General features: G+C 71.9%; 13 protein-coding genes. 8 read left to right on the forward strand and 5 right to left on the reverse strand.

The annotated features are described in order from the left end of the window. Positions 1-20 precede the first annotated feature (20 nt). From ACIQMV_RS10475 to ACIQMV_RS10485, 3 genes are all read left to right on the forward strand, one after another. A complete protein-coding gene (locus ACIQMV_RS10475) occupies positions 21-656 on the forward strand; it encodes an MBL fold metallo-hydrolase (protein ID WP_141356901.1) in 636 nt (211 codons plus the stop codon). A 57-nt stretch (positions 657-713) separates the two neighbouring features. Further along, complete coding sequence (locus ACIQMV_RS10480; protein WP_141356899.1) at positions 714-1,493, forward strand: exodeoxyribonuclease III; 780 nt, start codon at positions 714-716, stop codon at positions 1,491-1,493. 161 nt (positions 1,494-1,654) lie between these two features. Continuing rightward, positions 1,655-2,095: a DUF6278 family protein gene (locus ACIQMV_RS10485; protein ID WP_141356897.1), complete on the forward strand. Its 441-nt coding sequence runs from the start codon at positions 1,655-1,657 to the stop codon at positions 2,093-2,095. A 367-nt stretch (positions 2,096-2,462) separates the two neighbouring features. On the opposite strand, the gene ACIQMV_RS10490 is transcribed toward ACIQMV_RS10485, so the two are convergent. Further along, positions 2,463-3,224 (reverse strand): hypothetical protein, encoded by a 762-nt coding sequence (locus ACIQMV_RS10490; RefSeq protein ID WP_402592328.1) that lies wholly within the window; start codon positions 3,222-3,224, stop codon positions 2,463-2,465. A gap of 135 nt (positions 3,225-3,359) precedes the next feature. On the opposite strand from ACIQMV_RS10490, the gene ggt reads away from it, so the two are divergent. Next, positions 3,360-5,171 carry a gamma-glutamyltransferase gene (gene ggt / locus ACIQMV_RS10495; RefSeq protein WP_402592329.1) on the forward strand — a complete coding sequence of 604 codons (1,812 nt, stop codon included), beginning with the start codon at positions 3,360-3,362 and terminating at the stop codon, positions 5,169-5,171. Positions 5,172-5,256: 85 nt separating this feature from the next. Here the strand turns inward: ggt and ACIQMV_RS10500 are convergent, their stop codons facing one another. Continuing rightward, positions 5,257-7,815 carry an ATP-dependent Clp protease ATP-binding subunit gene (locus tag ACIQMV_RS10500; RefSeq protein ID WP_402592330.1) on the reverse strand — a complete coding sequence of 853 codons (2,559 nt, stop codon included), beginning with the start codon at positions 7,813-7,815 and terminating at the stop codon, positions 5,257-5,259. A 214-nt stretch (positions 7,816-8,029) separates the two neighbouring features. After that, entirely contained in the window at positions 8,030-8,797 is a 768-nt protein-coding gene (gene map, locus ACIQMV_RS10505) for a type I methionyl aminopeptidase (protein ID WP_402592331.1), read from the reverse strand. 43 nt (positions 8,798-8,840) lie between these two features. Between map and ACIQMV_RS10510 the strand changes: the two genes are divergently transcribed. Beyond that, on the forward strand, positions 8,841-9,092 hold the full coding sequence (locus ACIQMV_RS10510) for a helix-turn-helix domain-containing protein (RefSeq protein WP_402592332.1): 252 nt from the start codon (positions 8,841-8,843) through the stop codon (positions 9,090-9,092). 61 nt (positions 9,093-9,153) lie between these two features. On the opposite strand, the gene ACIQMV_RS10515 is transcribed toward ACIQMV_RS10510, so the two are convergent. Together ACIQMV_RS10515 and ACIQMV_RS10520 are read right to left on the reverse strand one after the other, a co-directional pair. Continuing rightward, positions 9,154-9,939 (reverse strand): HAD family phosphatase, encoded by a 786-nt coding sequence (locus ACIQMV_RS10515; RefSeq protein WP_141356885.1) that lies wholly within the window; start codon positions 9,937-9,939, stop codon positions 9,154-9,156. A gap of 267 nt (positions 9,940-10,206) precedes the next feature. Further along, positions 10,207-11,184: a ScbA/BarX family gamma-butyrolactone biosynthesis protein gene (locus ACIQMV_RS10520; RefSeq protein WP_402592333.1), complete on the reverse strand. Its 978-nt coding sequence runs from the start codon at positions 11,182-11,184 to the stop codon at positions 10,207-10,209. 110 nt (positions 11,185-11,294) lie between these two features. On the opposite strand from ACIQMV_RS10520, the gene ACIQMV_RS10525 reads away from it, so the two are divergent. The 3 genes from ACIQMV_RS10525 to ACIQMV_RS10535 all read left to right on the forward strand — a co-directional run bounded on the left by ACIQMV_RS10525 (position 11,295) and on the right by ACIQMV_RS10535 (position 14,231). Beyond that, complete coding sequence (locus ACIQMV_RS10525; protein ID WP_402592334.1) at positions 11,295-11,942, forward strand: ScbR family autoregulator-binding transcription factor; 648 nt, start codon at positions 11,295-11,297, stop codon at positions 11,940-11,942. A 166-nt stretch (positions 11,943-12,108) separates the two neighbouring features. Then, a complete protein-coding gene (locus ACIQMV_RS10530; RefSeq protein ID WP_141356879.1) occupies positions 12,109-12,951 on the forward strand; it encodes a nitrilase-related carbon-nitrogen hydrolase in 843 nt (280 codons plus the stop codon). Then, on the forward strand, positions 12,948-14,231 hold the full coding sequence (locus ACIQMV_RS10535) for an aspartate aminotransferase family protein (protein ID WP_402592335.1): 1,284 nt from the start codon (positions 12,948-12,950) through the stop codon (positions 14,229-14,231). Before ACIQMV_RS10530 ends, ACIQMV_RS10535 begins: the two co-directional genes overlap by 4 nt. The last annotated feature ends 93 nt before the right edge of the window (positions 14,232-14,324 follow it).

The following is a 14,324-nucleotide window of genomic DNA, read 5'->3' on the forward strand; positions in this document are numbered from 1 at the left end:
GGTGGTCCAGGCTGGGGAGCATGAGACTCACGAAGAAGGCGCACGCCTGCGTTCGTCTGGAGAAGGACGGGCGGACGCTCGTCATCGATCCCGGCGGGTTCAGCGAGCAGGACGCCGCGTCCGGCGCGGACGCGATCCTGGTCACCCACGAGCACGCCGACCATTTCGACGAGGGGCGTCTGCGCGCCGCCCTGGAGTCCCGCCCCGGCGCCGAGATCTGGACCCTGAAGTCCGTCGCGGAGCAGATCGCCGCCGCCTTCCCGGGCCGCGTCCACACCGTCGGCCACGGCGACACCTTCACCGCCGCGGGCTTCGACGTGCAGGTCCACGGCGAGCTGCACGCGGTGATCCACCCGGACATCCCGCGCATCACCAACGTCGGCTACCTCGTCGACGGCGGCCGGGTCTTCCACCCGGGCGACGCGCTCACCGTGCCGGACGTCCCGGTCGAGACGCTGATGCTGCCGGTGATGGCGCCATGGAACAAGATCTCCGAGGTGATCGACTACGTCCGCGAGGTCGGGCCGCAGCGCGCCTACGACATCCACGACGCCCTCCTGACCGATCTGGCCCGCCCGATCTACGACCGGCAGATCGGCGCCCTGGGCGGTGCGGAGCACCTGCGGCTGACGCCGGGCGCGTCGGCGGAGGTCTGAGCCGGGCCCGGAGCCGGGCGGAGGGCGTTGTCAGCGGTGCCCGGTAGGTTGTGAGTCATGCGCATCGCGACCTGGAACGTGAACTCGATCACCGCCCGTCTGCCCAGGCTGCTGGCCTGGCTGGAGAGCAGCGGCACGGACGTGCTGTGCCTCCAGGAGGCCAAGGTCGCCGAGGACCAGTTCCCCTTCGACCAGCTGCGCGAACTGGGCTACGAGGCGGCGGTCCACGCGACCGGACGGTGGAACGGCGTGGCGGTGCTCTCCCGCGTCGGGCTCGAGGACGTGGTCCGCGGCCTGCCCGGCGGCCCCGGCTACGAGGGCGTGGAGGAGCCCCGCGCCATCTCGGCGACCTGCGGCCCGGTCCGCGTCTGGTCGGTGTACGTGCCCAACGGCCGTGAGGTGGACCACCCCCACTACGCCTACAAGATCCAGTGGTTCGAGGCCCTCAGGGCGGCCGTCGCCGGCGACGCGGGCGGCAGCCGCCCCTTCGCCGTCCTCGGCGACTACAACGTCGCGCCGACGGACGACGACGTCTACGACCGCGCCGCCTTCGAGGGCGCCACCCACGTCACCCCGGCCGAGCGCGCCGCCCTGACCGCCCTGCGCGAGGTGGGCCTCTCGGACGTGGTCCCCCGGCCCCTGAAGTACGACCACCCCTACACGTACTGGGACTACCGCCAGCTCTGCTTCCCCAAGAACCGCGGCATGCGCATCGACCTGGTGTACGCCAACGAGCCCTTCGCGAAGGCGGTCACCGACTCCTACGTCGACCGCGAGGAGCGCAAGGGCAAGGGCGCGTCCGACCACGCCCCGGTGGTGGTGGACCTCGACGTCTAGTGCCGTGCCGGGCGTCGCGAGCCGGTGAACCTTTCCGGTCACAGCATGGGGTCTTTCCTTCGGATCAGGCCGGATCAGGCCGGATCAGGGCGGATCAGGGCGCGGTGCCAGGGCCCGCGCGCCTGTGGTGCGACCGGCGGTGCGGATGTCACCCTGGGGCCATGGACATCCCTTTCCTCGGCAGGTGGCGCAAAAGGCAGGACTCGTCCGTCGGTGCCGTGGTGTTCCCCGAGGGATCCGAGGGCCGGGCGGGCCTCGCCCAACTCCTCTCCGAGTGCGAGCTGTTGCGTTCCCAGGTGTCCGGGGCGGGCCTCCGGCTCGACGACTCTGCCGCCTCCCTTGAGGCACTGGACCAGTTGCTGCCGCGCTGGCGCGACGACGAGGACACCCTGACCTGGCTCGGCAACGACGCCGGGCTGTACCTGGGCACGGTCGTCGTGCGGACCGTGCCCGGCGCGGGTTGGGAGATCGGGCCGGGCGGCCGGCCGGTCGTCAGGCTGGCCTCCGGACGCGAGATCGACGTGGTGACCGCCGGCCACGACTGGGCCGGCTCCGGGGTGCCCGAACTCTCCCAGCTGTACGCGGAGATCGCGGAGGTGTGAGCGCCGGGAGGAGCGTGGCCGCACGGCCCCCGAAGGGCGTTCCTTCACACCGCCGGGCCAGGCGCGCCCGACCTCGACTACGATGTTCCGCTCGTCCCTGTGGTGATGGCGCCCCTTGGCCCACCGCCACCGGGACGGGGACGCTGCTGCCGGGTGAGGCACCCCCACGGCGGCCCCTCGACCGTAGGGGGCAGCAGGTCACAGAGAGCCATACCCGGCCGGCGGCAGCCGGAGATCACTGCTCGCGCGGTGGGACGGACCGATATGACGGGTCGTCCGCCGGCGAGGGGAAGGTCAGCTGCGCGCCGGACGGGTTGTGCTCGACGCGGATCCACACCGGACGGCTCGCCGTGGGCGCCGCCGTAAGTTACGTGCTGGTAACGCTTGTTGAGGGATCATTCTCGGGCTCCGGCAGGGGGGTCCGTGCCGCGCGGGTCACGTCCGCGACGAGTTCGACCACGTCCGGGCCGTAGGCCTGGGAGTTGATCACCTTCAGCAGCAGCACGAAGGAGCCGTTGCCGTACTTGCGGTGCAGCCGCTCGTGGTTGCGGGCCAGATAGCGGGTCGCGGCCTGGTTGTCGATCGCGCGCTGGCCGCAGAACAGGAACACCGGCCGGCTGCCGCCGCGCTCGCCCGCGGTGAGACGCGCCAGCAGCACGTACTCCGTGACGCCCGAGTCCATGCGGTAGTGCTCGGTACCGATCCGGAAGGCGCACCGGTCCGGGCCGGGCTCCCGGTCGGTGTTCACCCGCACGCCCGGCAGCATGGCGGACATGTGCGCCATCATCCGCCGGTTCGACCCCGGACCCCCCACGCAGAACTCCGTGCGCTCGCCGAATCCCTGATGGACCGAGTCCTGGGTGACCATCTGGACGTTCGCGCCGCAGCTCTTGATCAGTGCGGCCAGTTCGAGCAGGGCGAACACGTCGAACCGGTGCACCGCGAGTTCGGCCGTCGCCGGGTCGCGGTTGACCACCAGCAGCGACTCGGCGTTGTCGGGCAGCCCGAAGAACGCCTGCTTGCGGCGCAGCCTGCGCCGCCACAGATAAGTGCGGGCCAGCCAGCCGAACGCGGCGCTGACCCCTGTCGCGGCCACTCCCAGGACGATGTTGCGCACGTCGTCGTTCATGGCCGCGCATGGTAGCCGGTCCCGCGTACCTCTGTTCGACACCCGACTGGCCCTGTCGGCCTGACGGGAGCATGGCAATGAATTAAGCTGCGCGAACGGTCAGGCAACCGAACCACAATCAGCGTGGAGGTGCGGATGCGTCGCCCTGTCGCACGGAAACTGGCGGTCCTGGCGGTCTCGGCCGCCGTGGTGACGGTGGGAGCCGCGGCGCCGCCCACCGCCCAGCCGGAGGCGAAGCCGAGACCGGTCCAGAAGGTCCCCGTGGCGGCCGGCTACGGCGGCGCCGTGGCCAGCGTCGACGCGGACGCCTCCGCCGCCGGTATCGAGGTGCTCAAGCAGGGCGGCAACGCCGTCGACGCGGCGGTCGCCACCGCCGCCGCCCTCGGCGTCACCGAGCCCTACTCCGCAGGCATCGGCGGAGGCGGCTACTTCGTCTACTACGACGCCCGCTCCCGCACGGTGCACACCATCGACGGCCGCGAGACCGCCCCGCTGACCGCCGACTCGACGCTCTTCACGGAGAACGGCAAGCCGCTCGCCTTCGACGACGCCGTCAGCAGCGGTCTGAGCGTCGGTACCCCGGGCACGCCCGCCACCTGGCAGACGGCGCTGGACCACTGGGGCACCAGACGACTGGGCACGGTCCTGAAGCCGGCCGAGAAGCTGGCCCGCGACGGCTTCACCGTCGACGAGACCTTCCGCTCGCAGACCGCCGCCAACGAGACCCGCTTCCGCTACTTCCCCGACACCGCCAAGCTGTTCCTGCCCGGCGGAAAGCCGCCGGCGGTCGGCTCCACCCTGAAGAACCCCGACCTCGCCCGCACCTATCAGGAGCTGGCCGCCAAGGGCGTCGGCGCGATCTACCGGGGCGACCTCGGCAAGGACATCATCAAGACAGTCAACTACCCGCCCGTCGACCCGAAGTCCGGCTGGAACGCCCGCCCGGGCAAGCTGTCCGCCAAGGACCTCGCGGCCTACCGCGCCAAGCTCCAGGCGCCCACGCAGACCTCGTACCGGGGCCTGCGCGTGTTCTCCATCGCGCCCTCCTCCTCCGGTGGCACCACCGTCGGCGAGGCGCTCAACATCCTGCAGCGCTCGGAGCTCTCGACGGCGAGCGAGTTCCAGTACCTGCACCACTTCATCGAGGCGAGCCGGATCGCCTTCGCCGACCGCGGGCGCTGGGTCGGCGACCCCGCCTTCGAGAACGTGCCCACGAAGCAACTGCTGTCGCAGAAGTACGCCGACTCCCGGGCCTGCCTGATCAAGGACGACGCGGTCCTCACCAGCCCGCTCGCACCCGGCGACCCGCGCCACCCCGCGGCCTGCTCCCGGGGCGGCACGGCCGCGCCGACGACGTACGAGGGCGAGAACACCACGCACCTGACGGTCGCCGACCGGTGGGGCAACGTCGTCGCCTACACCCTCACCATCGAGCAGACCGGCGGCAGCGGGATCACCGTGCCCGGCCGGGGCTTCCTGCTCAACAACGAGCTGACGGACTTCTCCTTCGCCCCGGCCAACCCGGCCGTGCACGACCCGAACCTGCCCGGTCCGGGCAAGCGGCCGCGCTCGTCGATCTCGCCGACGATCGTGCTGGACCGGCACGACCGGCCGGTGGTGGCGCTCGGTTCGCCGGGCGGGGCGACCATCATCACCACCGTGCTGCAGACCTTGACCGGGTTCCTCGACCGGCACCTGTCCCTGGTCGACGCGATCGCCGCACCGCGCGCCAGCCAGCGCAACGCCGCGCAGACCGAACTCGAACCGGCCCTCTACGACAGCGTGTTGAAGAAGCAGCTGGAGGCGATCGGCCACTCCTTCAAGCTCAATCCCGAGATCGGCGCCGCCACCGGCGTCCAGAGCCTGCCGGACGGCAGGTGGCTGGCCGCCGCGGAGAAGGTGCGCCGGGGCGGAGGCTCGGCGATGGTGGTGAATCCGTCGCCGTGAGCCGGGCCGCTGACATGCCGGCCGGCACGGCGGGGCCCGCCTCCCGGAAGGGACGGCGGGCCCCGGCCGTTCACGCCCGGCTCGTTCACTCCGTGGGTGAGGGCGCGGGCTCCTTGTTCTGGGGGTCGAAGGTGAGCCGGTCGTCCTTCGCGTCCACGACGACCCGGCCGCCCTCGCGGACCCGGCCGGCCAGGAGCAGCCGGGAGAGCTGGTTCTCGACCTCGCGCTGGATGGTGCGGCGCAGCGGACGGGCGCCGTACTCGGGCTGGTGGCCGTGCCGGGCGAGCCAGTCCACGGCCGCCTCGGTGAACTCGACGGTGACGTCCTGCGCGTGCAGCAGCCGGCGCGTCTTCTCCAGCAGCAGGTCGGTGATCTGCCGCAACTGATCGGCGGTCAGCTGGCGGAAGACGACGATCTCGTCGATCCGGTTGAGGAACTCGGGCCGGAAGTGCTCGCGCAGCGGCCTGAGGATCTGCTCGCGCCGCGCCTCCTCGTCCGCCTCCGCACCGCCCGGGCCGAACCCGATGCCGGCCCCGCGCCGGGTGATCGCCTCGGAGCCGAGGTTGCTGGTCATCACGATGACGGTGTGGGTGAAGTCCACCGTGCGGCCCTGGGAGTCGGTGAGCCGCCCGTCGTCGAGCACCTGGAGCAGGATGTTGAAGACGTCCGGGTGCGCCTTCTCCACCTCGTCGAGCAGAAGCAGCGAGTACGGGTGCCGGCGCACCACCTCGGTGAGCTGGCCGGCCTCCTCGTGACCGACGTACCCGGGTGGGGCGCCCACCAGCCGGCTGACCGTGTGCCGCTCCTGGTACTCGCTCATGTCCAGGCGGACCATGCGGTCCTCGCTGGAGAACAGGACCTCGGCCAGCGCCCGGGCCAGCTCGGTCTTGCCGACGCCGGTCGGGCCGAGGAACAGGAAGCTGCCGATCGGCCGGTCCGGGCTGGCCAGCCCGGCGCGGGAGCGCAGCACCGCCTCCGAGACCGCGCTCACGGCCTCCTCCTGGCCGACGACCCGCCGGTGCAGGTGCAGCTCCAGGCCGAGCAGGCGCTCCTTCTCCTCCTGGGTGAGGCTGCTGACGGGGATGCCGGTCTGCCGCGACACCACCTCGGCGATGGCCTCCGCGGTGACCTCCAGATGCTGACCCTCGTCGGCCTCGCCGCCGCCGGTGGCCTGGCCGATCCGCTGCTTCAGCTCGGTGATCCGGTCGCGCAACTGCGTGGCCTGCTCGTACTGTTCGTCCGCGACCGCCTGGTCCTTGTCCAGGGTGAGCTGCTCGACCTCGCGCTCCATGGCCCGTACGTCGGTGCCCTTGGTGCGTGCCCGCAGCTTCACCCGGGCACCGGCCTGGTCGATCAGGTCGATCGCCTTGTCCGGCAGACGGCGCTCCGTCAGATAGCGGTCGGACAGCTCCACGGCGGCCACCAGCGCCTCGTCGGTGTACCGCACCTGGTGGTGGGCCTCGTAGCGGTCGCGCAGCCCGCGCAGGATCTCCAGCGCGTCCGCGACGGACGGCTCGGGCACCAGGATCGGCTGGAACCGGCGGGCCAGCGCCGCGTCCTTCTCGATCCGCCGGAACTCCTCCAGCGTCGTCGCGCCCACGATGTGCAGCTCGCCGCGGGAGAGGGCGGGCTTGAGGATGTTGCCCGCGTCCATCGCGCCGCCCTCGCCGCCCGCGCCGGCGCCGACGACGGTGTGCAGCTCGTCGATGAAGACGATCAGCCGCTCGGAGTTGGTGCGGATCTCGGTGACGATGTTGTTCAGCCGCTCCTCGAAGTCGCCCCGGTACCGGGTGCCCGCGACGACGCCCGTCAGGTCCAGGGCCACCACCCGGCGGCCGGTCAGGACGTCGGGCACGTCCCCGTCGGCGATCCGCTGCGCCAGCCCCTCCACGATGGCGGTCTTGCCGACGCCCGCGTCGCCGATGAGCACCGGGTTGTTCTTGCCCCGCCGGGAGAGCACCTCGATGGTCTGCTCGATCTCCTGCTCCCGCCCGATCACCGGGTCGATGCGCCCCTGCCGGGCCAGTTCGGTGAGATCGCGCCCGTACCTGTCCAGGGTCGGTGTCGAGGTGGACCGCTGCCGTTCCGTCCCGGGCGGCGCCGCGGCGTCCGGCGTCTCGGGCGGCAGGCCGGAGGAGGCGTACCGGGCCGCGTTCAGGATGTGCCCGGCCGCCGAGTCGGGGTTCGCGGCGAGCGCGCTGAGCACGTGCTCCGGACCGATGTAACCGGCGCCGCTGGCCCGTGCCATGTCGTGGGCGTCGAGGAAGGCGCGCTTGACCGCCGGGGTGAGCGAGAGGGAGGTCGGCGGTGGCGCCTCGCCCGGCGGGTGCTGCACGGGGCCGGCCCGCTCGTCGATCTGCGTCGCGAGCGAGTCGGGGTCCGCACCGGACCGGCTGAGCAGACTGCGGGTGGGCTCGGCGGCGAGGGCGGCGCGCAGCAGGTGCTCGGTGTCCAGATCATGGCTGCCGTGCTCCGCGGCGTACTGCGCCGCGCCCCGCACCAGCTCCCGGGCGGGCTGGCTCAGCAGCCGGCCGATGTCTATCTGCCGGGGGCCGGGGCGCGGTCCGCCGAAGAAGCGGGCGAAGAGTTCACCGAAGGGGTCGCGGTCGCGGTCGCCCTCCGGGCCGTTGAAGCCGCTGGTCATCGCTGTCCGTTCCGTCGCTGACAGTGGCTCCCGCCGGGTAACCGGTGTGGGGGTCGTTCATGCCACGATGGCACGAGTTCCCGCGGACGGCATACGGAGCGCCCGCGGGCGGCGGGCACGGTGCCGTCGTGCGGCCGCGGGTGCGTCGCGGCTGGTCGCGCCCGCGCGACGGAGCCGCCCATCGATACGGCTCCGCGCCCCGCGAGCGGGCGGCCTACCGTTCCGTGAGGATGCGCGGGCCCGTTTCCGTGATCGCCACCGTGTGCTCGACGTGGGCCGCGCGGGAGCCGTCGTCGGTGCGCAGGGTCCAGCCGTCCGGGGCCGCGTGGTAGCCGTCCGTGCCGCCGGCGATCAGCATCGGCTCGATGGCGAGGACCATGCCGTGACGCAGGGGCAGGCCCCGGCCAGGCCGGCCCTCGTTCGGGACGCCGGGGTCCTCGTGCATCTGGCGGCCGATGCCGTGGCCGCCGAACCCGTCCGGGATGCCGTAGCCCGCCGCGCGGCACACCGAGCCGATGGCGTGGGCGATGTCGCCGATGCGGTTGCCGACCACGGCCGCCTCGATGCCCGCGGCCAGCGCCCGCTCGGCGGTCTCGATCAGCCGCAGGTCCGCGGGGCGCGGCCGGCCCACGACGAAGCTGATCGCCGAGTCGCCTGCCCAGCCGCCGAGCTTCGCGCCGAAGTCCAGGGAGACGAGGTCGCCGTCGCGCAGCCGGTACTTCGTGGGGATCCCGTGCACGATCGCGTCGTTCACCGAGGCGCAGAGCACGGCGGGGAAGGGGGTCGGGGCGAAGGAGGGCCGATAGCCCAGGAACGGCGAGGCCGCGCCCGCCTCCCGCAGGACGTCGTGGGCCAGTTCGTCCAGCTCCAGCAGGGACACTCCCACGCCGGCGGCCTTGCGTGCCGCGGTCAGGGCCCGTGCCACGACCTGGCCGGCCTCGTACATCGCGTCGATCGACGTGTCCGTCTTCAGTTCCACCATGCCAATTACTATACCGGTATTTGAATCGCGGTAGGATGCTCGTATGGTGCGCACCCCCCTGACCCCCGAGGAACGCGAGCGCGGTGAGCGGCTCGGCCGTCTGCTGCGCGCGGCGCGCGGCGACCGCAGCATGGCTCAGGTCGCGGCGAGCGCGGGCATCTCGGCCGAGACGCTGCGCAAGATCGAGACGGGCCGCGCCCCGACCCCGGCCTTCTTCACGATCGCCGCGCTGGCCCGGGTGCTGGGACTGTCCATGGAGGAGCTGGCGGAGCGGAGCGCACTGGCCTCGGTATGACCGTCCGCACGGCCCGCGGTGGCCGTCGGCATGAGGTGGACCACCGCGGGCGGTACGGGGCTCAGGGGGCGGACGTGGTGTCGGAGGACCGGCTGGGGCCGCCGGGTGGCGGAACCGCGGGGCGGCCCTGCGCCGCGCCGGGGGTGCCGGTCCTGAGTCGGACGGTTCTGGGGCGGCTGGCCGCCCAGGCCATCAGGCCCGCGTTGTCCAGCGCGCCCACCCACAGGTCGGCGAGGGTGGCGGCCTCGGGGCCCGGTCGTGGGCCCACCCCGACCACCCGGAGGCCGGCGTCCGCCGCGGCCTTCAACCCGTTGACCGAGTCCTCCACGGCCAGGGTGTTGCCGTCGGTCACCCCGAGGCGGCGCACGGCCTCTGCGTAGGTGCCGGGGTGCGGCTTGGGGCGGACCTCCTCGTCGGGCACGACGATGTGCCGGAAGTGGTGCCGTAAGCCCACCGACTCCAGGGAGAACTCCACCACGTCGGCGGGGCAGTTGCTGGCCACGGCCAGCGGTGCGACCCGGCTCAGGATCGTCACCAGACCCTTGGCGCCGCGCGCGGCCACGGGCTCGCGCGCGACGAGGGTGCGGAAGGTCGTCAGCAACCGCTCGGTCATCTCCTCGGCGGCGTCCGGCCTCCCGGCGACGCGCGCCATGAGGGCGCCGCACTCGGTGTAGTGCAGTCCCTTCGCGCGTTCCGTGAAGTCCGGGCCGGGTTCGCAGCCGAAGTCCCGCAGGACGCTGACCCGGGCCTGCTGCCAGTGCTGTTCGGAGTCCACCAGTGTGCCGTCGCAGTCGAAGACGACGGCTTCGGGGGTCCAGTCGAGGTCGAACATGTGATGTGTGGCCATGTGCTCTTGCCGTTCTGGCGCGGGACGGACCTGCCGGAGGGCGGCGCGATCCGCCGGTCGTGGACGTCGGCGCCTGCTGTTCGTCACGCGTTTCAAGGCAGCGTGAAGTCGCAGGCGGACAGGGATGGTTGAGAAGTGAGGCGGTCACACGCACCGCACTGCGTGGTTTCCGGGAATTCATCCGGAACCGGAAACATAATGAACGTTACGCTCCACTTGACCGGTCGCGGATATCCACTGCCGCAATACGCACGTGTGGGTGACACCTCACGGGTATCGCAGTACGCCTTCGGCCGTGGTGGTGCCGCCCTGCCGGAAAAGGAATGCGCCGGTGCGGCCCTGGGTGGAGCAGTGAATGACGGCGGGCGGGGCGTGCTCGGTGAACCGCAGGGCCGACATCCGGCAGGCGACGGGCCGCACGAGCCGTCCTCCGCTGCGCAGGGCGATCGCCTGCCGCGCCGCCTCCAGCAGGGCCGTCCCGGGCACGTGGTCCGTGCCGTGGTCGAACAGGAACGGATGACGCGGATCGGCGGGGCACACCAGCAGTTCCTCGCCGGCCGCGACGACGACGGCGTCCGACTCCGACGCCAGCCCCAGCAGCGTGGGTTCGGGCCGCGGCCCGGCTCCGGAGGGCACGGCCGCGCCGGCGCCGGACCGGAGCCGGTCGTAGCGCTCGGCGTCGAGGAACCGCGCCCCGCCCGCCGCGCGGGCGAACGGCCGCCGGCCGGCCAGGAAGTCGACCCGCATGCGCAGCCCGGTCAGCGCGTTTCCGTCGTGGTCGGTGCGCAGGCCGCCCACCCGCACCAGGCAGGTGACCTCGCTGGCCCCGTGCGGTGCCGTGGGCTCCGCGGCCACATCCAGGGCGTAGGACAGGTCGTCGATCAGGAAGCGGGCGGTGCGGGGCACGTCCAGGTGCCGCAGCGGGATGTAGATGCCGAGCTGGCGCAGGGTCTCGACGATCATCCAGGGGCTGTGCCGGTCGTCGCGTCCGCGGGGGAACGTGGGATGCGAGCGCGGCCACGCGGCGGCGGCGCGGAAGGAGAGCGGACCGTGGGGGCGGACGTCGGTCAGCAACACCTCGGCCACGGAGGTCCGGTGGACCAGTTCGCGCTCGACCGTCCGGGACCGGTTGAGCGGGGAAGACCGGGAAGGCGGGGAAGGCGGGGAAAGACGGGAAAGGGCGGTGGGGTCGCCGGACCCGGTCGACGGGGTGCGGGAATCCCGTGTGCGCGATCCGGAGTCCATGGAAAAATGCTAATAAGACTATTAAGAGTTTCGCATGTTGGGCTCTCCCGGCCGGGCGGCAAAGGCCGATAGATTTTTCCTCGCGACGCACCTACGGACGAGGGAGACGCGTGCAGGAACGGGCGGAGGAAACCCGCAAGGCCGTATTGCAGGCGGCGGCTCACCTGTTCTTCGAACGGGGTTACGCGGGGACCAGTATCGCCGACATCAGCGCACGGTCCGGCCGTACCAGCGGGGCCATCTATTTCCACTACACCAACAAGGAGCAGCTCGCCCTCGCCGTGGTCACCGCGCACTTCGCCGCCTGGCCGGCCCTGGTCGCACAGCACGAGTCGGTGGCCGAGCCCGCCCTGGAGAGGCTGGTGCGGCTGAGCTTCTCGGTGGCCCGGGCGTTCCGTGACGACGTCGTCGTACGCGCCGGCGCGCGGCTGTGGGCCGAGCGGCGGTCCATCGACGTGGAGATGCCCCCGCCGTTCGTGGACTGGATCGCCACCGTCGAACGCATGCTCGCCGCCGCCCGGAGCGAGGGAGGACTGGCCCCGGGGGCGGAGCCCGGCCGGGACGCTCCCACCCTGGTCGCCGCCTTCTTCGGCCTGCACACGCTCTCCGACGTCCTCGACGACCGCCTGCTGATCGAGGACCGCCTGGCCGCCCTGTGGCTGCTGCTGCTTCCCGGACTCCTGGTCGATCCCGTCGGCCCCGCGGCGCCCCACGACCTGCTGGCCAGGGCGCGTGCCCCGGTCCCGGCCTCGTCGTGACGCCCCTGCCGCCGGTCCCCGCGCTCACCCACAGGAGTGCGAAACACGATTGACTTCGCGGGTTGACGACAATGGTCTTGGCAAGCCAGGAGAAGAGGCTTACGTTCGTGCCTCTAGGCCTGTTCTACGGGCGTAGAGGCTCTGACGTACGTCGAAGGAGCAGCTCATGGCCAACGTCGTCCGTGCGGCCCTGGTCCAGGCCACCTGGACCGGCGACACCGAGTCCATGGTCGCCAAACACGAGGAGCACGCCCGCGAGGCGGCTCGTCAGGGTGCCCGGATCATCGGGTTCCAGGAAGTCTTCAACGCGCCGTACTTCTGCCAGGTCCAGGAGCCGGAGCACTACCGCTGGGCCGAGCCGGTGCCGGACGGGCCCACGGTGCGACGCATGCGCGAACTCGCCCGCGAGACCGGCATGGTGATCGTCGTCCCGGTGTTCGAGGTCGAGCAGTCCGGCTTCTACTACAACACCGCCGCCGTGATCGACGCCGACGGCAGCTACCTCGGCAAGTACCGCAAGCACCACATCCCGCAGGTCAAGGGCTTCTGGGAGAAGTACTACTTCAAACCCGGCAACCTCGGCTGGCCCGTCTTCGACACCGCCGTCGGCCGGGTCGGCGTCTACATCTGCTACGACCGCCACTTCCCGGAGGGCTGGCGGCAACTCGGCCTGAACGGCGCCCAGCTCGTCTACAACCCCTCCGCCACCCACCGCGGCCTGTCCGCCTACCTGTGGCAGCTGGAACAGCCGGCCGCCGCCGTCGCCAACGAGTACTTCGTCGCCGCGATCAACCGCGTCGGCCGGGAGGAGTACGGCGACAACGACTTCTACGGAACGAGCTACTTCGTCGACCCCCGCGGACGGTTCGTCGGAGACGTCGCCGACGACTCCAAGGAGCAACTCCTCGTCCGCGACCTCGACTTCGACGTCATCGAAGAGGTGCGGCAGCAGTGGGCCTTCTACCGCGACCGCCGCCCCGACGCCTACGAAGGGCTGGTGCAGCCGTGAGCGACCTGTACGACCGTCACCGGGCCGTCACACCCGACTGGCTGGCGCTCTACTACGAGGACCCGATCGAGATCACCCACGGCGAGGGACGCCACGTCTGGGACGCCGACGGCAGGCGCTACCTCGACTTCTTCGGCGGAATCCTCACCACCATGACCGCCCACGCGCTGCCCGAGGTCACCAAGGCGGTGACCGAGCAGGCCGGGCGGATCATCCACTCCTCCACGCTCTACCTCAACCGCCCGATGGTCGAACTCGCCGAACGAGTCGCCCAGTTGAGCGGCATCCCGGACGCCCGGGTGTTCTTCACCACCTCCGGCACCGAGGCCAACGACACCGCCCTGCTGCTGGCGACGACGTACCGGCGCGCCAACACCGTCCTGGCCATGCGCAACAGCTACCACGGGCGCTCCTTCAGCGCCGTCGGCATCACCGGCAACCGCGGCTGGTCCCCGACCTCCCTGTCCCCGCTCCAGACGCTGTACGTCCATGGCGGCGTACGCACCCGCGGCCCGTTCGCCCACCTGAGCGACGCCGAGTTCATCGCCGCCTGCGTCGAGGACCTCAGAGACCTCCTCGGCCACACCCGCCCGCCCGCCGCGCTGATCGCCGAGCCCGTCCAGGGCGTCGGCGGCTTCACCTCCCCGCCCGACGGCCTGTACGCCGCCTTCCGGGACGTGCTCCAGGAGCACGGCATCCTGTGGATCTCCGACGAGGTGCAGACCGGCTGGGGCCGCACCGGCGACCACTTCTGGGGCTGGCAGGCGCACGCATCCAGCGGACCGCCCGACATCGTCACCTTCGCCAAGGGCATCGGCAACGGCACGTCCATCGGCGGGGTCGTCGCCCGCGCCGAGATCATGAACTGCCTGGACGCCAACAGCATCTCCACCTTCGGCGGCACCCAGCTCACCATGGCCGCGGGCCTCGCCAACCTCAACTACCTCCTGGAACACGACCTCCAGGGCAACGCCCGGCGCGTCGGCGGACTCCTCATCGAGCGGCTGCGGGCCGTCGCCGCCCAACTGCCCGGCGTGCGCGAGGTCCGCGGACGCGGGCTGATGATCGGCGTCGAACTGACCCGGCCGGGGACGGACCAGGCCGACCCGCAGGCGGCCACCGCGGTGCTGGAGGCGGCCCGGCGGGACGGCCTGCTCATCGGCAAGGGCGGCGGACACAACACCAGCGCCCTGCGCATCGCCCCGCCGCTGTCCCTGACCGTCGCGGAGGCCGAGGAGGGCGCCGCGATCCTGGAGGGCGCACTGCGCGCCGCCTACTAGTGCTGTGGCCGGGAAGGTTTGCCGGGAAGCTCGCGGCGTCCGGTGCTGGGGGCACCTCCCACGCCCTTCGGGCAGTGGGGGAGCCTCGCGAGG

The organism is Streptomyces sp. NPDC091412 (genome assembly GCF_044756885.1).
In the GTDB taxonomy this organism is placed as follows: Bacteria; Actinomycetota; Actinomycetes; order Streptomycetales; family Streptomycetaceae; genus Streptomyces.